At 71.6% G+C, this 20967-nt stretch carries 21 protein-coding genes and 1 pseudogene; 8 read left to right on the forward strand and 14 right to left on the reverse strand.

All coding sequences use genetic code 11. The features are described from left to right. Positions 1–362: 362 nt before the first annotated feature. Entirely contained in the window at positions 363–1004 is a 642-nt protein-coding gene (locus ACFWBY_RS36385) for a DNA-3-methyladenine glycosylase (RefSeq protein WP_385343718.1), read from the reverse strand. A gap of 132 nt (positions 1005–1136) precedes the next feature. Between ACFWBY_RS36385 and ACFWBY_RS36390 the strand changes: the two genes are divergently transcribed. The 3 genes from ACFWBY_RS36390 to ACFWBY_RS36400 all read left to right on the forward strand — a co-directional run bounded on the left by ACFWBY_RS36390 (position 1137) and on the right by ACFWBY_RS36400 (position 3179). Next, a complete protein-coding gene (locus tag ACFWBY_RS36390) occupies positions 1137–1919 on the forward strand; it encodes a sporulation protein (protein ID WP_385343715.1) in 783 nt (260 codons plus the stop codon). A gap of 61 nt (positions 1920–1980) precedes the next feature. Further along, on the forward strand, positions 1981–2514 hold the full coding sequence (locus ACFWBY_RS36395) for a YbhB/YbcL family Raf kinase inhibitor-like protein (RefSeq protein ID WP_385343713.1): 534 nt from the start codon (positions 1981–1983) through the stop codon (positions 2512–2514). A gap of 161 nt (positions 2515–2675) precedes the next feature. Then, the gene (locus ACFWBY_RS36400) at positions 2676–3179 is read left to right on the forward strand and encodes an HNH endonuclease (RefSeq protein ID WP_385343711.1); all 504 of its coding nucleotides are present in this window, start codon (positions 2676–2678) and stop codon (positions 3177–3179) included. A 78-nt stretch (positions 3180–3257) separates the two neighbouring features. On the opposite strand, the gene ACFWBY_RS36405 is transcribed toward ACFWBY_RS36400, so the two are convergent. The 4 genes from ACFWBY_RS36405 to ACFWBY_RS36420 form a co-directional block, all read right to left on the reverse strand. Continuing rightward, entirely contained in the window at positions 3258–4028 is a 771-nt protein-coding gene (locus ACFWBY_RS36405; protein WP_385343721.1) for a sulfite exporter TauE/SafE family protein, read from the reverse strand. A gap of 98 nt (positions 4029–4126) precedes the next feature. After that, on the reverse strand, positions 4127–5104 hold the full coding sequence (locus ACFWBY_RS36410) for an SPFH domain-containing protein (protein WP_385343708.1): 978 nt from the start codon (positions 5102–5104) through the stop codon (positions 4127–4129). Between the two features lie 85 nt (positions 5105–5189). Next, positions 5190–5621, reverse strand: a complete 432-nt coding sequence (locus tag ACFWBY_RS36415) for an NfeD family protein (RefSeq protein ID WP_385343705.1) — start codon at positions 5619–5621, stop codon at positions 5190–5192. Between the two features lie 53 nt (positions 5622–5674). Beyond that, the gene (locus tag ACFWBY_RS36420; RefSeq protein WP_385343702.1) at positions 5675–6469 is read right to left on the reverse strand and encodes an ABC transporter ATP-binding protein; all 795 of its coding nucleotides are present in this window, start codon (positions 6467–6469) and stop codon (positions 5675–5677) included. Between the two features lie 134 nt (positions 6470–6603). On the opposite strand from ACFWBY_RS36420, the gene ACFWBY_RS36425 reads away from it, so the two are divergent. Further along, positions 6604–7383, forward strand: coding sequence for a hypothetical protein (locus ACFWBY_RS36425; protein WP_385343700.1), 780 nt, complete (start codon positions 6604–6606; stop codon positions 7381–7383). Between the two features lie 449 nt (positions 7384–7832). Here ACFWBY_RS36425 and ACFWBY_RS36430 read toward each other — a convergent pair whose 3' ends face one another. The 3 genes from ACFWBY_RS36430 to ACFWBY_RS36440 all read right to left on the reverse strand — a co-directional run bounded on the left by ACFWBY_RS36430 (position 7833) and on the right by ACFWBY_RS36440 (position 9987). After that, positions 7833–8078: a chaplin gene (locus ACFWBY_RS36430; protein ID WP_385343697.1), complete on the reverse strand. Its 246-nt coding sequence runs from the start codon at positions 8076–8078 to the stop codon at positions 7833–7835. Between the two features lie 111 nt (positions 8079–8189). Continuing rightward, the gene (locus ACFWBY_RS36435; RefSeq protein ID WP_385343694.1) at positions 8190–8852 is read right to left on the reverse strand and encodes a response regulator; all 663 of its coding nucleotides are present in this window, start codon (positions 8850–8852) and stop codon (positions 8190–8192) included. Then, positions 8845–9987 carry a GAF domain-containing sensor histidine kinase gene (locus ACFWBY_RS36440; RefSeq protein WP_385343691.1) on the reverse strand — a complete coding sequence of 381 codons (1143 nt, stop codon included), beginning with the start codon at positions 9985–9987 and terminating at the stop codon, positions 8845–8847. The genes ACFWBY_RS36435 and ACFWBY_RS36440 overlap by 8 nt, the downstream gene beginning before the upstream one ends. A 789-nt stretch (positions 9988–10776) precedes the next feature. Between ACFWBY_RS36440 and ACFWBY_RS36445 the strand changes: the two are divergent. Beyond that, positions 10777–11912: pseudogene (locus ACFWBY_RS36445) on the forward strand (S-adenosylmethionine:tRNA ribosyltransferase-isomerase). Positions 11913–12208: 296 nt separating this feature from the next. After that, the gene (locus ACFWBY_RS36450) at positions 12209–12880 is read left to right on the forward strand and encodes a transglycosylase SLT domain-containing protein (RefSeq protein WP_385343688.1); all 672 of its coding nucleotides are present in this window, start codon (positions 12209–12211) and stop codon (positions 12878–12880) included. 118 nt (positions 12881–12998) lie between these two features. On the opposite strand, the gene ACFWBY_RS36455 is transcribed toward ACFWBY_RS36450, so the two are convergent. Beyond that, complete coding sequence (locus tag ACFWBY_RS36455; RefSeq protein WP_385343685.1) at positions 12999–15524, reverse strand: FHA domain-containing protein; 2526 nt, start codon at positions 15522–15524, stop codon at positions 12999–13001. A gap of 332 nt (positions 15525–15856) precedes the next feature. Between ACFWBY_RS36455 and serB the strand changes: the two genes are divergently transcribed. Further along, on the forward strand, positions 15857–17056 hold the full coding sequence (gene serB / locus ACFWBY_RS36460; protein ID WP_385343682.1) for a phosphoserine phosphatase SerB: 1200 nt from the start codon (positions 15857–15859) through the stop codon (positions 17054–17056). Between the two features lie 90 nt (positions 17057–17146). On the opposite strand, the gene ACFWBY_RS36465 is transcribed toward serB, so the two are convergent. The 4 genes from ACFWBY_RS36465 to ACFWBY_RS36480 all read right to left on the reverse strand — a co-directional run bounded on the left by ACFWBY_RS36465 (position 17147) and on the right by ACFWBY_RS36480 (position 19558). Continuing rightward, complete coding sequence (locus ACFWBY_RS36465; RefSeq protein WP_385343680.1) at positions 17147–17665, reverse strand: SixA phosphatase family protein; 519 nt, start codon at positions 17663–17665, stop codon at positions 17147–17149. A 105-nt stretch (positions 17666–17770) separates the two neighbouring features. Then, positions 17771–17971 (reverse strand): hypothetical protein, encoded by a 201-nt coding sequence (locus ACFWBY_RS36470; RefSeq protein ID WP_385343677.1) that lies wholly within the window; start codon positions 17969–17971, stop codon positions 17771–17773. A gap of 160 nt (positions 17972–18131) precedes the next feature. Continuing rightward, on the reverse strand, positions 18132–18251 hold the full coding sequence (locus tag ACFWBY_RS36475) for an SGM_5486 family transporter-associated protein (protein WP_385343674.1): 120 nt from the start codon (positions 18249–18251) through the stop codon (positions 18132–18134). Positions 18252–18256: 5 nt separating this feature from the next. Continuing rightward, entirely contained in the window at positions 18257–19558 is a 1302-nt protein-coding gene (locus ACFWBY_RS36480; protein ID WP_385343671.1) for a CynX/NimT family MFS transporter, read from the reverse strand. A 120-nt stretch (positions 19559–19678) separates the two neighbouring features. Between ACFWBY_RS36480 and ACFWBY_RS36485 the strand changes: the two genes are divergently transcribed. Next, entirely contained in the window at positions 19679–20377 is a 699-nt protein-coding gene (locus ACFWBY_RS36485) for a FadR/GntR family transcriptional regulator (protein ID WP_385343668.1), read from the forward strand. On the opposite strand, the gene ACFWBY_RS36490 is transcribed toward ACFWBY_RS36485, so the two are convergent. After that, positions 20358–20789: a hypothetical protein gene (locus tag ACFWBY_RS36490; protein ID WP_385343665.1), complete on the reverse strand. Its 432-nt coding sequence runs from the start codon at positions 20787–20789 to the stop codon at positions 20358–20360. The genes ACFWBY_RS36485 and ACFWBY_RS36490 overlap by 20 nt on opposite strands. Positions 20790–20967 lie beyond the last annotated feature (178 nt).

Here is a 20967-nt window from a genome sequence, read left to right on the forward strand (position 1 = left end):
ACTTCTGGCGTTGATTTTTGGCACGCTGTTGAGTTCTCAAGGAACGGACGCTTCCTTTGTTCCCGTTTCCGGGCCCTCCGGGCGCTTCCTTCGTTTCCAACTCTACCAGACCATTTCCGTTGTCGTTTCCGACTTGGATTTGAATTCGGTGACCGTTGGAGGTCTTTGCCTTTCGGCACTCCCCCACATTAGCGCTTATCCCTTGCGGCTCATAATCGGCCACTTGGAATCGAATTCGGGCATGCCGAATAGGACCCCGCCAGGGATGCGTCGTAGGTGTGGGTTGGCCGCTCTGGGGGTCTGCCGATAGCAGTGCCCCGTTCAAGTGGCTCGGACTACATTAGGCGTCCGCCCACCCCGAGTCAAGTTGAGCGGCGGCGTGGCGCGTGGGCGCGGTACGGGCTCACTGTCGGGTCGTGGCTGATCCAGTAGCGGTACGGGTGGGCGGCGCCGGCGCCGCCCACTCCTGTGCGGGGGCCGTTGGCCACGAGGGCCGGCGGAGTGGGGGTTCCGGACAGGAGGGACAAGGGGGAGCCGGGGCCCGCGCACAGGTCCACGCCGTCCAGGGTGCGGTCCACGTCCAGAGCCGTGGCCAGCCGAGCCGGACCCCTGGCCAGTTCTCGGTCTCCTCTGGCGGACGGTCGGCGTTCGCGGGCCAGATCGGCGCCGGCTGTGATCTCCCCGGCCCGCAGCAGGACACCGCTCGCGTGGTCCGCCGGGCCGCAGACCAGGTTCAGGCTGAACCACATGCCGTAGATGAAATAGACGTACGCGTGTCCGGGCGGACCGAACATCGACGCGTTGCGCGCCGTCCGGCCGCGGTAGGCGTGGGAGCCCGGGTCCGCTTCTCCCTCGTACGCCTCTACCTCCGTGATGCGCAGTTCGATGGAGCCGTCCGGAGTGCGGCGGACCAGGGTGCGGCCCAGGAGGTCCGGTGCCACGGTGAGGACCGGGCGGTCGAAGAAGGACCGGGGCAGGGGCGTACGGTCGGGGCGCGCGCTCATCCGGTCGAGGGTAGTGGACTGCGCACTCCTGCAACCGGCGCCTAAGGTTCCGCGTTTGTAGGGGTAGTCCTGCGCGTAGTCGCACGCGTCTTCACGCAAGTCTTCAAGCACGTCTTCAAGGGGAGTCAGAGCATGGGGTTCAGGAAGCTGTTCGCGAGCCTGGGTGCCGGTGGTGCGTCGGTCGACACGGTCATCACCGAGCCGAACGTCGTGCCGGGCGGGATCGTCCAGGGCGAGGTGCGGATCCAGGGCGGATCCGTGGAGCAGCAGATCGAGGGGCTGTCCGTCGGGCTCCAGGCGCGGGTGGAGGTGGAGGGCGGCGACCAGGAGTACAAGCAGGACGTCGTCTTCACCAAGCAGCGTCTGGGCGGCGCCTTCGAGGTGCAGGCCGGTGCGCTGCACGTGGTCCCGTTCGGGCTGGAGATCCCGTGGGAGACGCCGATCACCCACTTCGGGGGACGCCACATGCACGGGATGAACATCGGGGTCAGCACGGAGCTGGAGATCGCTCGCGCGGTGGACGCCGGCGATCTCGACGCGATCAACGTGCACCCGGTACCGGCGCAGCAGGCGATCCTCGACGCCTTCACGTCGCTGGGCTTCTCCTTCCGCAGCGCGGACATGGAGCGCGGGCACATCCGCGGGACGCGGCAGACACTGCCCTTCTACCAGGAGATCGAGTTCCTTCCGCCGTCGCAGTACCGGGGTCTGAACCAGGTCGAGCTGACCTTCGTCTCCGACGGCCGCGAGATGGACGTCGTCCTGGAGATGGACAAGAAGCCGGGCCTGTTCAGCGAGGGCAGCGACACCTACCGCTGCTTCCAGGTGGGGCTGCAGTCCTACCAGGCGACCGACTGGGCGGCCTACCTGAACCAGTGGATCTCCTCGGTGGGTTCGCAGCGCAACTGGCTCTGAGCGGTCCTAGGCTCGCTCCGGTAGCCGTAGGCGACGACACGATCCAGCAGGAGGTTCAGCAGTGGCCGAGCAGAACAGGGCGCCGCTCCCCCACGATTTCCATCCCCCGGTGCACGCGTTCAGCGTGACCAGCGCGGACCTCGAACCCGGGGCCGAGCTGGGGGACGCCCAGGTGAAGTCGGGTGGGAACCGCTCGCCGCAGCTGCGGTGGGAGGGGTTCCCCGAGGGGACGAAGAGCTTCGCCGTGACGTGCTTCGACCCGGACGCCCCGACGGGCAGCGGGTTCTGGCACTGGGTGCTCTTCGACCTGCCCGTCTCGGTCACCGAGCTGCCGGCCGGTGCGGGCGGTGGGAAGTTCGAGGGCCTGCCCGCCGGGGCCGTGCACGTGAGGAACGACTACGGCACCAAGGACTTCGGCGGGGCGGCTCCGCCCGCCGGGGAGCGGCACCGGTACGTGTTCACCGTCTACGCGGTGGACACGGAGAAGCTGGGTCCCGGTGCGGACGTCTCGCCGGCCGTCGTCGGCTTCAATCTGCGCTTCCACACCGTGGGGCGGGCGCAGCTGATCGGTGAGTACGAGGCTCCCGCCGGCTGATCACCGCGCCTTTCGTTCTCCGAGCGTTTGCCCGGTCCTGGTCTAAAGACGGCCAGGACCGGGCATTTTTATTGCGTTGTCCCGCGTGGCGCGCGCGGCCAGAGTGGTTGCGGGCCCTGCCGCCAGTGTGGTCGCGGGCCTGCACACGGGAGGTGGGCGAGATGCGGGACACGCTGGTGCTGAACGCGAGCTTCGAGCCGCTGTCGACGGTGACCCTGAACCGGGCGGTGGTCCTGGTGCTCCAGGACAAGGCCGTGGTCGAACAGTCGCATCCCGAGCTCCGTGTGCGCGCGGCCACCGTGGAACTTCCGATGCCGCGGGTGATCAGACTCTGCAGGTACGTCCGGGTGCCCTTCCGAAGACATGCTCCCTGGTCACGGAGGGGGGTGTTGATCCGGGACCAGCACCGGTGCGCGTACTGCGGGAAACGCGCGACGACCGTGGACCACGTACTGCCGCGGGCCCAGGGCGGTGGCGACACGTGGCTGAACACGGTGGCCTCCTGTTCCGAGGACAACCACCGCAAGGCGGCGCGGACCCCGGAAGAGGCCGGGATGCCCCTGCTGCGCAAGCCGTTCGTGCCGTCCCCGGCGGACGCCATGCTGCTCGCTCTGGGGGTGGGCGGGCGGGAGGCGTTGCCGGAGTGGCTGGAGCGTTCCGCGTAGGGCTGCGCGTGATCGCGTAGGACTGCTCGTCCTGTGGGCTGGACGGCTGGGCTGGGCGGCGTACGTTCGCTACGTCGCTCAGCGGAGCAGTAGTTGGACGATCGCGATGATCCCGACGGTCACGATGACCGCGCGCAGGGCGGTGGGCGGCAGGCGGCGGCCGACCTTGGCGCCGAGCTGGCCGCCGATGGTGGAGCCGACGGCGATGAGCAGGACCGCCGTCCAGTCGAACTCGGCGACGAAGAGGAAGAAGACCGCCGCGATGCCGTTCACCAAGGCGGCGAGGACGTTCTTCACCGCGTTGATCCGCTGGAGGTCGTCGCGGAGCAGCAGGCCCATGAGGCCGAGGTAGAGCACGCCCTGGGCGGCGCCGAAGTAGCCTCCGTACGCGCTGGAGAGCAGCATTCCGCAGAGGAGGACCGGTCCTCCGTCGGGGTGGCCCGTATCGCCGCCGGCCGCCTCCTGGCGCTTGCGCAGGGCCGCGGCGAGGCGGGGCTGGAAGACGACGAGGACGAGGGCCAGGCCGATGAGGACGGGCACGATCGTGTCGAAGGAGTCCGACGGCAGGACGAGGAGCAGGACGGCGCCCGCGAGTCCGCCGACCAGCGAGACGGCGCCGAGCCGCAGGACGCGGGCGCGCTGGCCGCGGAGCTCCTTGCGGTAGCCGAAGGCTCCGCTGAGCGAACCGGGCACGAGGCCCAGGGTGTTGGAGACGTTGGCTGTGACCGGTGACAGGCCGGTGGCCAGCAGCACCGGGAAGGTGATCAGGGTGCCGGATCCGACGATGGTGTTGATCGTTCCGGCGCCGACGCCCGCGGCGAGGACCGCGAGCGCTTCCCAGAGGGACATCGAGAAGGAGGGCAAGGCCGTCCCCTTTGCGTGAGTGAGTCGCCTCCCCGCCGTGAAGGTCGAGGGGCCTCACTGATCATGCAGCAGGGCCGGACCGTTCAGTCGATGGGGGGCTGTTCGCGGCGCTCCGTGGCGGCCTTGTCGGCCGCGGCGACGCCGTCCTTGCCGGAGCCGCCCGGGTTGAAGCCCGAACCGGGGCCCATGGGACCGAAGTTGCCCATCGCGCCGGAGAGACCCTTGAGGGCGTCGCCGATCTCGCTCGGGACGATCCAGAGCTTGTTGGCGTCTCCCTCGGCGAGCTTCGGGAGCATCTGGAGGTACTGGTAGGCGAGCAGCTTCTGGTCGGCGTCGCCTGCGTGGATGGACTCGAAGACCGTGCGGATGGCCTGCGCCTCGCCCTCGGCGCGCAGGGCCGCGGCCTTGGCGTCACCCTCGGCGCGCAGGATGGACGACTGCTTCTCACCCTCGGCGCGCAGGATCTCGGACTGGCGGACACCTTCGGCCTGGAGGATCGCGGCGCGCTTGTCGCGGTCGGCGCGCATCTGCTTCTCCATCGAGTCCTGGATGGAGGTCGGCGGCTCGATGGCCTTGAGCTCCACGCGGTTGACTCGGATGCCCCACTTGCCGGTGGCCTCGTCGAGGACTCCGCGCAGGGCCGCGTTGATCTCCTCGCGGGAGGTCAGGGTCCGCTCCAGGTCCATGCCGCCGATGATGTTGCGGAGCGTGGTGACGGTGAGCTGCTCAATGGCCTGGATGTAGCTGGCCACTTCGTACGTCGCGGCGCGGGCGTCGGTCACCTGGTAGTAGATGACCGTGTCGATGTTGACGACCAGGTTGTCCTGGGTGATGACCGGCTGCGGCGGGAAGGGGACGACCTGTTCGCGGAGGTCGATCCTGTTGCGGATCGAATCTATGAAGGGAACGACGATGTTCAGGCCCGCGTTGAGGGTGCGGGTGTAGCGGCCGAACCGCTCGACGATGGCGGCGCTGGCCTGTGGGATCACCTGGATCGTCTTGACCAGTGCGATGAAGACCAGAACCACCAGAATGATCAGAACGATGATGATCGGTTGCATGCGGTTCCCCGTGCCCTTCCGGCTGTCTGTGCTGCCCCGTTCAGCGGAGTCTCGCAGACCCCGGGGCCGCTGGTCGGCTGCTTGCTCACATGACGACCGCGGTCGCTCCGTCGATCTCCACCACGTCGACGGACTCGCCCGGTTCGAAACTGCTGTCCGCGTCGAGGGCGCGGGCCGACCAGATTTCGCCGGCGAGCTTGATCCGGCCGCCGCCGCCGGCGTCCACCCGCTCCAGGACGACGGCGCTGCGGCCCTTCAACGCGTCGATTCCGCTGCGGTGCTGGGGCCTCTGGTCGCGGTGGCGGTTGGCGATCGGCCGGACGACGGCGAGGAGCGCGACCGAGACGACCACGAAGACCAGCACTTGGGCGACCACTCCCCCGCCGAGGGCCGCCGTGATCGAGGCCGCCACCGCGCCGACGGCGAACATGCCGAACTCGGGCATCGCGGTCAGGACGAGGGGGATGCCCAGTCCGACCGCGCCGATGAGCCACCAGAGCCACGCGTCGATGTCCACATGGTCATGGTAGGTCGGGCAGCACGGTCCGGACAGGGTGCGGGAGTTCCCGCTCAGCGCAGGGGCAGGCCCTGGGCGGTCCAGCGCTCGCTCTCGTTGCGCTCGACGACGAGCGGCAGCCCGAAGCAGAGCGAGAGGTTGCGGGAGGTCAGTTCGAGGTCGATGGGGCCGGCGGCGACGACCTTGCCCTGACGGATCATCAGGACGTGGGTGAAACCGGGGGCGATCTCCTCGACGTGGTGCGTGACCATGACCATGGAGGGCGCGAGGGGGTCGCGGGCGAGGCGGCCGAGGCGTCGTACGAGGTCCTCGCGGCCGCCGAGGTCCAGACCCGCGGCCGGCTCGTCGAGGAGCAGCAGTTCGGGGTCGGTCATCAGGGCGCGGGCGATCAGGGTGCGCTTGCGCTCGCCCTCGGAGAGCGTGCCGAACTTCCGGTCGAGGTAGTCCGTCATGCCGAGGCGGTCGAGGAAGGCGCGGGCGCGCTGCTCGTCGACGTCCTCGTACTCCTCCTGCCAAGTGGCCGTCATGCCGTACGCGGCGGTGAGCACGGTCTGCAGGACGGTCTGGCGCTTCGGGAGCTTGTCGGCCATCGCGATGCCGGCGATGCCGATGCGGGGGCGCAGCTCGAAGACGTCCACCTTGCCGAGGGTGCTGCCGAGGATGGTGGCGGAGCCCTTGGTGGGGAAGAGGTAGCTGGAGGCGACGTTGAGCAGGGTGGTCTTCCCGGCGCCGTTGGGGCCGAGGATCACCCAGCGCTCCCCCTCCTTGACCGACCAGGAGACCTGGTCCACCAGAGCCCGGCCCTCGCGGACCACGGATACGTCCACCAGCTCCAGAACATCGCTCATGAGCGTGTTGTCTCCCCTTGCAGTCTCGGTTCGTCTGTGCACCGGAAGGCGCAGCCCCAGGGGAAAACCTACGCCACTGCGGGAGGGCTCCGGGCGCGGGCCCGGGCCGGAGGGCCGATCCGTAAAGTGGGGGGATGCTTTTCGAACCACGTTCAGGGCGGCTGGCCGCCTGGGGGAACGCTCTGCTGGCCGGTCTCGTCTCGCCCGACGAGGCCGTTTCGTCGATCGTGGGCGAGGACGCCGTACACCGGGTGGAGGGGCTGCCGGGGGAATCGGGACCGGTGGGGCTCACGCTCGCGCTGGGGCGGCTCCGGTCCCTGGGCGCGAGCGGGATGCGGGTCGCGCTGCCGGCGCCGGGGCATCCCCTGGGGCTGAGCGGGCCGCCGGAGTTCAACGCGCGGGCGCTCGACGCCGAGGAGGCGGTCGTGGCGGTGGGCGCGGCGCTGGGGCTGGTGCCGGAGGTCCAGGAGGCCGGGCCCGCGGGTGACGTGCACGTGTCGGTGACCTGGCACTGCCTGCCGGTACGGGAGGCGGTGCCGGCGGACGTGCCGTCGCTCGGCGAGGCCGAACGGGAACTCGCGGAGGCGCTGCGCGAGGCCGCGGTGGTGCTGACCCGGCTGGACGTGGCGGGGTCGGGACCGGTCGCGGACGCGGCACTGTCCGCGTACCGGGCGCGGACGGAAGCCGGCCGGGACGCGCTGGCGCCGGGGTATCCGCCGCGGGCGGTACGGGTGCTGGCGCTGGCGCAGCGGGTGGACCTGATGGTGTCGCTGGCGTACGAGCGGGGGCACGGGGCGGCGGTGGCCGCCTCCGAGATGGCGGCGCGGGCGGAGGCCTTGCGGCCCGTGGAGCGGGTTGCGCGGCGGGCGCTGGTCGCGGCGTACAACTCGGCGGTGGAGGAGCGGCTCCGCTAGCCGCTGGCCGCGGGGGGGGTGCGGGGTGGGGGTCGGCTCGGACCGGCTCGGACCGGACCGGCTCGGACCGGACCGGCTCGGACCGGACCGGCTCCGGATCCGACCGGCTCCGATCGGCTCCGACCGGCTGGACTCCGCTCGGACCGTCCCGGGTCCGACCGGCTCCGACCGGCTGGGTTGGGCTCGGCTACCGGCTCGGCTCGGGGGTGGGCGGAGCTCGGGTGCGGGGCGGCTGCGCCGGGGCTTCTGGGGCGCCGCCCCAGACCCCGCGCCTCAAACGCCGGCGGGGCTGGATTGGCGCCGGCGTGAGCCTTGGCGCCTGCGTGGGGTCCGTGGGGGTGGATTGGTTCTGGGGCGGGCGACGGCCCCGCTTCCCGGGGAGAGGGGGGAAGCGGGGTCGAAGTGTGGGGCCGTTCGGCCCGGCGGGCAGGAGCCCGCGGGGCAGTGCGTCAGGCGTTCGCGCCGGTGTTGCCCCAGGCGGCGTTCAGCAGGCCGATCACGTTGACCGAGTTGCCCACGACGTTCACCGGGACGTGGACGGGGAGCTGGAGCTGGTTCCCCGAGGCCACGCCGGGCGAGTTCAGGGCCTCGCCCTCCGCCGACGCACCGCCGTGCGCCGACGAGACACCCGCGCCGGCGGCCAGGAGGCCACCCGCGATCATGGTGACGGCGGTGGCCTTCTTGAAGTTCTTCACGTTCTCGTCCTCCATACGTCTGCCGCGGCCGGCCGCTGCGGCACGTCATGAAGAACGTTCATCAGACGAACGGGATACGCCATGTGGGGTACGTACACCCGACGGTGTGAATCACTCCGTGATGCCGTGTCTGACCGCCCACAGCGCCGCCTGCGTGCGGTCGGCGACGTCCAGCTTCATCAGGATGTTCGAGACGTGCGTCTTGACCGTCTTCTCCGACAGCACCAGCACGCGGGCGATCTCGCGGTTGGACCGGCCGTCCGCTATGTGCCGCAGCACCTCGCGCTCGCGGTCCGTCAGGTTGCCGCCGCGTCCAGCTGAAGCGGGGCCGTGTCCCTCCTCGGCGAGCAGGGCCGCCGCGACCTCCGGCTGGAGCAGGACGTGGCCCGCGTGGACCGAGCGGATGGCGGCGGCTAGGGCGTCGGGGTCGATGTCCTTGTGGACGTAGCCGGCGGCGCCCGCGCGCAGGGCGGGGACCACCGTGCGCTGCTCGGTGAAACTGGTGACGATCAGCACCCGAGCCGCATTCTCCAGCCCCCGCAGCCTGCGCAGGGCCTCGATGCCGTCCGTGCCCGGCATCTTCACGTCCATCAGGATCACGTCGGGCCGCAGTTCCTCGGCGCGGGCGATGCCCTCGTCCCCGTCGGCGGCCTCGCCGACCACCTCGATGTCGTCCTGGACCTCCAGGAAGGTGCGCAGGCCCCGCCGGACCACCTGGTGGTCGTCGACGAGCAGGATCCTGATGCGGCCGGGCAGGCCCGGGCTCTCAGCCACCGGGGACCTCCAGTTCGATCGTGGTGCCCGCTGCGGGCTCCGAGTGCACGGTGAGGCGGCCTCCGACGCCGGCCGCCCGGTCCTTCATGGAGACCAGGCCGAGGTGGCGGCCGGCCCGGCGGACGGTGGGAGGGGAGAAGCCCGACCCGTCGTCGCTCACCCGGAGCACCGCTCCCCCGGCCTCCCGGCGGCCCAGCGTGACCTCGATCCGGTCGCCGCCCGAGTGGCGCAGGGCGTTGTGGAGGGCCTCCTGGGCGACGCGCAGGACCGCTTCCTCCTGGGCCGCCGGCAGGGCCCGTACGCCGTCGCAGGTGAAGGTGACGTGCGCCGCGTGGGCACGGTCCAGGACGCGGACCTGATTGCGCAGGGTGGCCACCAGGCCGTCCTCGTCCAGGGCGGCCGGGCGCAGCTCGGTCACGGCGGCGCGCAGTTCGTCGGCGGCCTCGGCCGCGAGGGCGGCGACCTGGTGGAGCTCGTCCTTGGCGCGGGCCGGGTCGCGGTCGACGAGGGCCGCGGCGGCCTGGGCGGTCAGGCGCAGCGAGAAGAGCTTCTGGCTGACCGCGTCGTGCAGTTCGTGGGCGAGGCGGGAACGCTCCTCGGCGATGGTCAGTTCGCGGCTGCGCTCGTAGAGGCGGGCGTTGGTGAGGGCGATCGCCGCGTGCTGGGCGAGGAGGGAGAGCAGGTCCTCGTCCTCGTCGGTGAAGCCCCGCGGGCCGCGCTTGTTGGCGAGGAAGAGGGCGCCGAGGGTCTCCTCGCCGTCCCGGATGGGCAGCCCGAGGAAGTCGGACATGTCGGGGTGGGCGGCGGGCCAGCCCTCGAAGCGCGGGTCCTCGCGTACGTCGGCCAGCCGCTCGGGGCCGTCCTGGTGGAGCATCGCGGCGAGGATGCCGTGCTGGCGGGGCAGCGGGCCGATCGCCCGCCACCGCTCCTCGCTGATGCCGTCCACGACGAACTGGGCGAAGCCTCCGTGATCGTCGGGGACGCCCAGGGCCGCGTACTCGGCGTCGAGCAGCTCGCGGGCCGAGGCGACGATCGTGCGCAGTACGTCACGGACCTCCAGCCGGCGGCTCATGGCGAGCAGCGCGGTGCTCACGGCGGCCAGGCCGCTGCTGGGTCCGCGTTGTCCGGGATGCATGGCCTCACCGTACTCGCGGCGCTGATCCGCGGGATCGGCCGCGGGACGTAGGCCGCGGCGCGGTCGGGCCTAGTGCTGTGACCGGGAAGGTCCACCGGGTCGCGCCGCCCGGCACGGCACCTCGCCGCGTTGTCGGGCCACGGCGGTACGTCCAGTACGAGCCGTGGCCCTCCGCCTTGCGCTGCACCGCACCGAACACCGCGACCCGGCACACCTTCCCGGCCACAGCACTAGGTCGTCGCTTTCGGATTTTGTCGGCCGAGCCCGCGGCGTCTGGTGCCGTGCATGGCAAGGCGGAGGGGCGCCCGTGTCCTGGAGCACTCGGGCGCCGCGACAACGCGGCCAGGTGCGGTGCCGGACGCGGCGGCCCGGCAAGACCCCAAAAGAGACGGCCCAGGTCGAAGGGACGTCGCATGGTGCGCCCTGTGGCCGAGGCGGCGCGGCGGGCGGGTTCCCAGGCTGGGGGCTCTGCCGGTCGGTACCGAAGGTGAGGGCGCGGGAACAGGGCGGCCGGTGCACGCCCCGCAGTGAACGCAGCGGCCGGCCCGGCGGCCGGCGGGGACCCCCGGCGGCCGGCGGGGAGGGGGCGGTCGACCGGGGGGTGGTCGGCCGGGAGGAGGGGGGCGACCGGGGGGTGGGGGGTCGGGAGGAGGGCGACCGGGAGGGGTGGGGGGTCGGGAGGAGGGCGGCCGGGAGGGGTGGGGGGTCGGGAGGAGGGCGGCCGGGAGGGGTGGGGGGTCGGGAGGAGGGGCTGTATATAACGGACATTCCGCCGGGTTTTGTGGCTCGTTGCCGGCCGAGCAGCGCGGGCCGGTGCTAGGCCGGGACTCCGTGCGGCTACTGGTCTCCCGGGGACGCTCCGGAGGTGTAGCTACACGCCTTCCGGGAGCTGCCGGGGACGCTGCGGGCGGGGGACGTCCTGGTGGTGAACACCTCGGCGACGCTGCCCGCCGCCGTGGGCGCCCGCCTCGGCGGGGAGCGGATCGTCGCGCACTTCTCCACCCGGGGCCCGGACGGCCGCTGGGCGGTGGAGCTGCGGGATCGGGACCGGGCCGCGCGGGGGGCCCGGCCCCGGCCCGGGGGCCCCGCCGGGGCCGTCGTGGAGCTGCCGGGCGGGGAGCGCCTCGTACTGGAGGCGCCGCTCGCCGCCGGGGCGGAGCGGCCGTGGTGGGCGAGGACGTCACGGGGGGCGTGCCGGCGCTGCTGCACGCGTACGGGCGGCCGATCCGCTACGGCTACGGCTACTCGGAGCGGGGCAGCCGTGGCCGTGGTGGGCGAGGACGTCACGGGAGGACGTGCCGGCGCTGCTGCACGCGTACGGGCGGCCGATCCGCTACGGCTACACGGAGCGGGGCAGCCGCTGTCGGCGCACCAGCCGGTTTTCGCGCTGCCGGGCGCCGACGGCGCGGGGTCGGCGGAGATTCCGAGCGCGGGCCGGCCCTTCACGGCGGAGCTGGTCGCGGAGCTGGTGCGCCGGGGGTGCGGTTCGCGCCGCTGGTCCTGCACACGGGGGTGGCCTCGCAGGAGGCGCACGAGCCGCCGTACCCCGAGCCCTACGAGGTGCCCGCGACGACGGCCCGGCTGGTGAACGCCGCGAAGGCGGCGGGCCGGCGGGTGATCGCCGTCGGGACGACGGCGGTGCGGGCGCTGGCGTCGGCCGCCGACGGAGACGGGGTGGTGCGGGCCGCCGCGGGCTGGACCGGCCTGGTCGTGACGCCGGAACGCGGGGTGCGGGTGGTGGACGGGCTCCGACCGGGCCGCACGAGCCGCAGGCCCGCACCTGCTGATGCTTGGAGGCGGTCGCCGGCGGCGAGGCCGTGCGCCGCGGTTACGCCGAGGCGGCGGCCCGTCTCTGCCTTTGGCACGAGTTCGGGGACCTGCATCTAGTACTCAAGGATGAGGACGCTTACACATTGAATTGCTGACGCAACTCTAGGTGAGATTGCCGTAAGCCCGATGTGAGCCCGCGCATAGGACGCACATCACTTACGAAGGCGCCTAGTGGACGAATAAAGAGCCCATCAGCGCTGCTACGCCTAGCGCCGAGCCCGGAATCTCGGGCTCGGCGCCCGGCCGTGATCCACTAAGCGGCTTCGTACGTCACACCTTTGCCAGGCGTTTTTGCCACCGCTAAGAATTGCTCCCGTCGCACAGCGCCGCGGATCCCGGATCCGAGCGGCGCTTTCCTGCGGCTCCCGCTATTCGAAGAGGTTGCTACGCAATGACCGAGACCAGCACCCCCGGCCACAAGCTTCGTCTGACGAAGGCACACAAGCTCTCCTTCGCCGGTGTCGCCACCCTGGGCGCCGCCGCCCTCGCCTTCTCCCTCGTCCCGGCCGGTGCCGCCGAGGCCGAGACGGCCGTGGCCGCTGCTCCCGTGGCCTGGACCAAGGTCGTCAACGGAGCGCAGTCGAAGGTCGTGCAGGGCCACCTCACGGCTCAGCAGGTCGTCGCCTCCAAGCAGGCCAAGACCGCGAAGGACGCCGCCAAGGCCAAGGCCGAGGCGGACGCGAAGAAGGAGCGCGAGAAGAAGGCGGCCGCCAGCCGTTCCGCCGCCCGCACCCCGGTCTTCGCGAACAACCTGGACGGCTGGATCAAGGAAGCCCTCTCCATCATGAAGAAGGAGGGCATTCCGGGCACGTACGCCGGAATCCACCGCAACATCATGCGTGAGTCCAGCGGCAACCCGAAGGCGATCAACAACTGGGACATCAACGCCCAGAACGGCATCCCCAGCAAGGGTCTGCTCCAGGTCATCGCCCCGACCTTCAAGACGTACCACGTCAAGGGCACCAAGTTCGACCAGTACGACCCGGTCGCCAACATCGTCGCGGCCTGCAACTACGCGGCCGACCGCTACGGCTCGATGGACAACGTCAACAGCGCCTACTAGGCCATTGACGCGGCAAGTCCCCCCATGCGCCTCAGGGCGGCCCCCGGTGTTCCGGGGGCCGCCCTGAGGCGTTCGTGCTGTTCGAGCCTTCGTGCGTACGGGGTCTGGGCCGCGGCCCTTACTTGCCCGCGCGCATGACCTCGGGCTCGTGGCGGCGCAGCAGCCGCTGCACGGCGAAGCCGCACGCGACGCCGATGAGCAGCAGGATGGTGATGTTCAGGCTCCACTGCCCGACCGTGGCGTCCCAGAGCGGGTCGGTGTTGGTCGGGTTGTCCGCGTCCCACGGCGGCATGAGCACGCCGAGGTTCAGCGTGGTGCCGGCGGCGGCGATCGCCCAGCGGGACGGCATGAGCCAGGCGAACTGCTCCAGGCCCGGGGAGTCGTACACCTGGAAGAGGATGCCGGTGAAGACGACCTGGACGATCGCGAACATGACCAGCAGGGGCATGGTCTTCTCGGCGGTCTTCACCAGCGAGGAGATCACGAGGCCGAACATCATCGAGGTGAAGCCGAGCGCGATGACCGACAGGCAGATCTCCACGGCCGGCGGCATCAGCAGGCCCTCGGTGGGCAGGTCGCGCGGGTAGAAGCCGATCCCGCAGATGATCACGCCCTGGACCGCCGTGATGACGCCGAGGACGATCACCTTCGACACGAGGTACGCGGACCGGGACAGGCCGGTCGCGCGCTCGCGCTCGTAGATGACGCGTTCCTTGATCAGCTCACGGACCGAGTTCGCGGCCCCCGAGAAGCACATGCCGACCGCGAGGATCAGCATGATCGTGCCGGCGTCGCCGTTGAAGCGGGACGGCGCCACGGGCGGCGCGAGCCCGAACTTCGCGGGGATGACCGTGGAGACCACGCCCAGGACCGCCGGCAGGATCAGCATCAGTCCGATGAAGCCCTTGTCGGACGCGATGACCGACACGTAGCGGCGCATCAGGGTCCAGAGCTGGGAGCCCCAGCCCTGCGGCTTCGGCGGACGGGTCTGCTGCAGGGGGGGCTGCACCGACTGCGGGGCGACCGCGTCGATGTCGGCCGCGTACAGCTGGTAGTGCTGGGAGCCCTTCCAGCGGCCGGCCCAGTCGTAGTCGCGGTAGCTCTCGAAGGCGGAGAACACGTCGGCCCAGGTGGTGTAGCCGAAGAAGTTCAGCGCCTCGTCCGGCGGGCCGAAGTACGCGACCGAACCACCCGGGGCCATGACCAGCAGCTTGTCGCAGATGGCCAGCTCGGCGACCGAGTGGGTGACGACGAGGACCGTGCGGCCGTCGTCGGCGAGGCCGCGCAGCAGCTGCATGACGTCGCGGTCCATGCCCGGGTCGAGGCCGGAGGTCGGCTCGTCCAGGAAGATCAGCGAGGGCTTGGTCAGCAGCTCCAGGGCCACGGAGACGCGCTTGCGCTGACCACCCGAGAGCGAGGTGATCTTCTTGTCCTTGTGGATGTCGAGCTTGAGCTCGCGCAGCACCTCGTTGATGCGTGCGGCGCGCTCGGACTCGGCGGTGTCGCCCGGGAAGCGGAGCTTGGCCGCGTACTTGAGGGCGGTGCTGACCTTCAGTTCCTTGTGCAGGATGTCGTCCTGCGGGACCAGGCCGATGCGCTGGCGGAGCTCCGCGAACTGCTTGTACAGGTTGCGGTTGTCGTAGAGGACGTCGCCCTGGTTGGCCGGCCGGTAGCCGGTCAGCGCCTTGAGCAGCGTCGACTTGCCGGAGCCGGACGGGCCGATGACGCCGATCAGCGACTTCTCCGGGACGCCGAAGGTGACGTCCTTGAGGATCTGCTTACCGCCGTCGACCGTGACCGTGAGGTGGCGGGCCGAGAACGAGACGTCGCCGGTGTCGACGAACTCCTCGAGCCGGTCACCGACGATCCGGAAGGTCGAGTGGCCGACGCCGACGATGTCGTTCGGGCCGAGCAGCGCGGTGCCGGACTTCGCCAGCGGCTGGCCGTTGACGTAGGTGCCGTTGTGGCTGCCGAGGTCGCGGATCTCGAAGCGTTCGCCCGGCATCGAGCGGAACTCGGCGTGGTTGCGCGAGACCTGGAGGTCGGAGACCACCAGCTCGTTCTCCAGCGCACGGCCGATCCGGATGACGTGGCCCAGCGCGAGCTGGTGGAACGTCGTCGGGCTGCGGTGGTCGCCGTAGCCCGGGGTGGCGCCGCCGCCCTGCTGGTGCGGGAACGGCTGGGCCTGCGGCGCCTGCGGTGCCTGCTGGTGCGGTACGTGCTGCGGCTGCTGCGGCGCCTGGTGCTCCCAGGACGGCTGCGGCTGGTGCTGCGGCTGGTGTTGCGGCTGACCCTGCGGCTGGGCGTACGCCTGCGCCTGCTGGGCCACGGCCGGCTGCGGTGCCGGGGCGGCAGCGCCGACCAGGTTCAGCCGCGGGCCGTCGGTGGCGTTGCCCAGGTACACCGGCGTGCCGGGCACGAGCTCCGCCTGCTGGACCCTCGACCCGTGCACATACGTGCCGTTGGTGCTTCCGTGGTCCTCGATTCCCCAACCCCGCCCGTTCCAGGCGATGGTGGCGTGCCGCCACGACACCCGGGCGTCATCGATCACCACTTCCCCCTGGGGGTCGCGCCCCAGCGAGTACGACCTGGACGGATCGAGCGTCCAGGTCCTTCCATTCAATTCCAGTACGAGTTCCGGCACTCCAGCCCCACTTAAGTCCCCCGAGAATCCCCCATGACGTCAGGGAGTCTAGGGATGGCGAACATCCGGGGGAACTATTTCAGGCGCGCGGCCACAAGGGGAATCCGGGCCACTCGCCGGCGTCCGCGGCGCCCCCGGCGAGGGGGTCGAAAGCGCCCGGAGCGTCCGATTCGGGACTTCCCGACCGCGCCCCCGGCGCTCCGGCGCGCGCCGGAGCGGTCCGGGTGGCCCCGTGGGGCGGGCGGCCCCGGGCGCCCCGCCGGAGCGAAACGGTTCCGGCAGGTGGGACGGGGGTCCTTGCGCGAAGGCAGGGGAGATACGGTGAAGGCACCATGAGCGCTTCGCAGACCTCCGACGTCCCCACCCTCCTCGTCAAGATCTTCGGCAAGGACCGTCCCGGGATCACCGCCGGGCTGTTCGACACCCTCGCGGCCTACTCCGTCGACGTCGTCGACATCGAGCAGGTCGTCACCCGGGGGCGCATCGTCCTGTGCGCCCTCGTCACCCATCCCGCCGGCGGCGCCGAGGGCGAGCTGCGGGCCACCGTCCACAGCTGGGCCGAGTCGCTCAAGCTGCAGGCCGAGATCCTCTCCGGCACCGGTGACAACCGGCCGCGCGGCAGCGGGCGCTCGCACGTCACCGTGCTCGGGCACCCGCTCACCGCCGAGTCCACGGCTGCCGTCGCCGCGCGGATCACCGCGACCGGCGGCAACATCGACCGCATCTTCCGGCTCGCGAAGTATCCGGTCACGGCCGTGGAGTTCGCCGTCTCCGGCGCCGAGACCGAGCCGCTGCGCACGGCCCTGGCCACCGCCGCCGCGCACATCGGCGTCGACGTGGCCGTGGTCTCGGCCGGGCTGCACCGGCGGGCCCAGCGCCTGGTCGTCATGGACGTGGACTCGACCCTGATCCAGGACGAGGTCATCGAGCTCTTCGCCGCTCACGCGGGCTGCGAGGCCGAGGTCGCCGAGGTGACCGAGCGGGCCATGCGCGGCGAGCTGGACTTCGAGCAGTCGCTGCACGCCCGGGTCGCGCTGCTGGCGGGGTTGGACGCCTCCGTCGTCGACAAGGTCCGCTCCGAGGTGCGCCTCACCCCCGGCGCCCGGACCTTGATCCGCACCCTCAAGCGCCTCGGCTACCAGGTGGGCGTGGTCTCCGGCGGGTTCACGCAGGTGACGGACGACCTGCGGGAACAGCTCGGGCTGGACTTCGCCTCTGCCAACACCCTGGAGATCGTCGACGGCAAGCTGACCGGCAAGGTCGTCGGCGAGATCGTGGACCGGGCGGGCAAGGCCCGGCTGCTGCGCCGCTTCGCCGCGGAGGCCGGTGTTCCGCTGTCCCAGACGGTGGCCATCGGCGATGGGGCCAATGACCTGGACATGCTGAACGCGGCCGGGCTGGGCGTGGCCTTCTGCGCCAAGCCGGTGGTCCGCCAGGCCGCGGACACCGCCGTGAACGTGCCGTTCCTGGACGCCGTGCTGTACCTGCTGGGGATCACCCGGGAAGAGGTCGAGGCCGCCGACCTGGCGTAGGCCGTCGGGCGGCACTTCCCCGTCGCGAACGAGAAAGGGCCCCGGCACGGTGACGTGCCGGGGCCCGCCGCGTCGTGGGTGCGGCGCTCGTCAGCCGCGCGGGGTCCAGTAGTCCAGCAGGGTGCCGACGCCGTGCTCGACGGACTTCCACGAGCCGGTGAAGGAGACGACGGCGAGGGCGGAGGTCGGGAAGCCGCCGCGGTTCATCCGCGACAGGGTGTCCCCCTCGGCGCTCCCGGCCAGTGCGTCGGCGAGGGCGTGCATGCCGGGGTTGTGGCCGATGACCAGCAGGTTCCCGACGTCTTCGGCGGTCTCGTTGACCAAGGCGATGAGCTCGCCCAGCGAAGCGTCGTAGAGCCGTTCCTCATAGGAGGTCTTCGGCCGGTGCGGCAGCTCCTGGACCACCAGCTTCCAGGTCTCGCGGGTGCGGACCGCACTGGAACAGAGGGCCAGGTCGAAGGTGATGCCGGTCTGGGCCAGCTTCATGCCGGCTGCCGGGGCGTCGTGACGGCCGCGCTCCGCCAGCGGGCGCTCGTGGTCTGGGCCGTCCGACCATTCGGCCTTGGCGTGCCGGAGGAGGACGATCCTGCGGGGTGTGTCGGCGCTCATGGCTCCCAGCTTCGCACGGATCGGGCCACGGGGCGCAGGGTGTTGAGGGGTTCGACCGCTGGTGAGGGGCGCGCGGCGGCGTCCGTGCGCTCCCGGCTCCTGGTGTCAGCCGACGGCGCGCAGCAGCTGTTCGGTGACCTGGACGAGCGCGGAGCCCTCGCCGGAGGCGGCGTGGGCCTCGGCGGATCCGGCGAGGAGGAGCAGCATGAGGCCGAATCCGAGGGCGGGCAGGGCGAGGGCCCACCAGTGGAGGCGGGCGTCGGCTCCGGTGGCTCGCGGAGCGGGGAGTTGCGTGGGGGCCGACATGGCCGCCTCCATGGGGTGCGCGTGGGACGGGCTCGCTGTTGTTCTTCGAATCTAAGGATTCGAGCCGGCGGTTCCCATCGGGGACGCACCCCACTTCTCCCTGAGCCTGACCCCCTAGGGGTCGGGGGGATAACCCCACCATCGGGGCTCGCGGCGGCCGTTACGGGGAGGCGATGGTCGCGATGACGGAGATGACGACGGTCAAGAGGAACATCACGCCCAGCACGATGCCGAGCTTCTTGTGGCCGTTCTGGGGGTTCGGTTCGAGTACGGGCGACATGCCGTTCAGTCTCGCATGCCGCATTCGTCCTCGATCGTGCGGTCCCGGCCCGCCAGCAGGCCCAGCGCGATCTGAGGGACGAGCAGTGCGGCCATGAGGGCCAGCGGCAGGTCCCAGCCGCCGCTGTGCTGGTAGAGGGCGCCGATGAGGAGCGGTCCGGGGATGGAGATGAGGTAGCCGGTGCTCTGGGCGAAGGCGGACAGCCTGACGACCCCGCCCGGGGTCCTGGCGCGCAGTCCGATCATCGTGATGACGAGCGGGAAGGCGCAGTTGGAGACGCCGAGCAGCACGACCCAGACCCAGGCTCCGGCGGCCGGGGCGAAGAAGAGGCCGAGGTAGCCGGCGAGGCCGAAGAGGCCGAGGACGACGGCGATGGGTCCCTGGTTGCGCATCCGGCCGGCGAGGCGGGGGATGACGAACGCGAGGGGGACGCCCATGACCATGGTGACGGCGAGCAGGAGGCCGGAGGCGGCGGCGGAGACCCCGGCGTCGCGGAAGATCTGCGGGAGCCAGCCCATGGTGATGTAGGCGCCGGTGGCCTGGAGGCCGAAGTAGCAGGCCAGGGCCCACGCCGTGCGGCTGCGGACGACGCGCGGGCCGCGGTCGGCGCGGGCGGCCGGGCTCCCGGACCCGGCGGCGGCCGCCGCCTTCTCCCTGCGGGCGGCGGCGGCGATCGCCAGCCAGGGCAGTACGGCCGCCACGGCGAGGAAGGCCCACATCAGCAGGCCGGTGCGCCAGCTGCCGCCGAGGGCTCCGGTCATCGGGACGGTGGCGGCGGCGGCGAGCGAGGTGCCGGCCGCCAGGGCCATGGAGTAGAGGCCGGTCATGGTGCCCACCCGGTCGGGGAACCAGCGCTTGACGATGACCGGGAGGAGCACGTTGGTCAGGGCTATGCCGGCCAGGGTCAGGGCGCTGGCGGCGAGGAACCCGGCGGCGCCGTTCGCGAAGGGCCGGATCAGCAGGCCCGCGGCGACCGCGGCCATGCCGGCGCAGACGACGGCGGCCGGCCCGAAGCGGCGGGAGAGCCGGGGCGCGGTGACGCCGAAGACGGCGAAGCAGAGGGCGGGCACGGAGGTGATGAGCCCTGCGACGGTGCCGCTCATGCCGAGGCCCGTACGGGTCTCCTCGAAGAGGGCGCCGAGGCTGGTGATGGCGGGCCGCAGGTTGAGGGCGGCCAGCACGATGCCGACGAGGAGCACGGGTCCGAGCCACCCCGGCTGCGGAGCCGCGGGGGCGGGAAGGGGCTGCGGAGGTGCCGTGCGCGCGGCCTGGGGCCGGTTCAGGGTCTGGATTTCTTCGTCGGACATTCATCCATCATAGAATCATGGGATGATTGGTTGTCCACCCGGCGGCCGTATCGTCGGCCGCATCCGCCGTCACACCCGTGGCCCGCGGCCCTGCCCTTCCCCGAGAGGACTCCCGACCGCATGCCGCTGACCTCGCCCCGGCGATCCGCGCTCGTCGACCAGGTGATCGCCCAGCTCAGGAACCAGATCACCACCGGCGAGTGGTCCGTCGGGTCCCGCATCCCCACCGAGCCGGAGCTCGTGGAGCTGCTCGGAGTCGCCCGCAACACCGTGCGGGAGGCGGTCCGCGCCCTCGCGCACAACGGGCTCCTCGACATCCGCCAGGGCTCGGGGACGTACGTGATCGCCACCAGCGAGCTGGCCGGTGTGATGCACCGCCGCTTCGCCGGCGCCGACCCCCGGCACATCGCGGAGCTGCGCTCGACGCTGGAGTCCTCGGCGGCCCGCCTGGCGGCGGAGCGGCGCAGCGAGCGGGACCTCGTACAACTGGACGCGCTGCTGGGGCGGCGCGAGGAGGCCTGGGCCGGCGGGGACGCGGAGGTCTTCGTCGCGGCGGACGTGGCCCTGCACATGGCGGTGGTGGCGGCCTCGCACAACGACGTCCTCATCGAGCTGTACGCGGACCTCGGGGACCTGGTGGCCGACTGGCTGCGCACCGACGTGGGCACCGAGCTCGATCCGGCGTCCCACCTGGACCACGCCCGGCTGGTCGAGGCGATCCGGCGCGGTGACGCGGACGCGGCGGCCTCGGAGGCGGCCGGCTATCCGTTCGCGTGCCTGGGCGGGGAGCCGGATCCCGTCACTGCCGCTGGTGGCTGACCCACGCGGAGCGGACTTCCTTCCAGCAGCGGCTGGTGAGCTCGGCCCGGCCGGCCGGGCCGACGGCCACGGCGGCACCGTCCCCGTCCACGTCCCACCAGCGGTCGCACTCCACGTGCAGGCGGACCAGATCGGTCTGCGGATAGCTGTTGTGGCAGTACGCGATCACTTGCGAACCCTCGATCCGGGTGTCGCAGTCGGCGCCGAAGAGGTCACGGGCCACGGGCGGCGCGGGTACGGGCGGCTCTACGGGGATCCGGTCGAGGTCGACGACGGCGGGGGCCACGGCCTCCGGGCCCGGCGCGGGTCCGGCGTCGTCCCCCGGCTGCGCGACGGCTCCCGGGACCAGGAGTCCGGTCAGGACCACTGAGGTGACCAGCAGCGATACCGCTCGGCTACGCCTCGCGCGCACTCCCGTACCTCCTCCCCACAGGAGCCGGGAAGATCCCGACGGGGTCAGTTTGCAGGGGAATGCCCCGATATTCGACTCGGGGAATCCGCTGAGACGGCGAAAATCCGATCGAGTCACCCCGCGCGGCCCACACCATCCCGTGCGAAACGGCGGCGGCCGCGTCTCCCAGGAGGGAGAC

It is taken from the genome of Streptomyces sp. NPDC060049 (genome assembly GCF_042736715.1).
GTDB lineage: Bacteria > Actinomycetota > Actinomycetes > Streptomycetales > Streptomycetaceae > Streptomyces.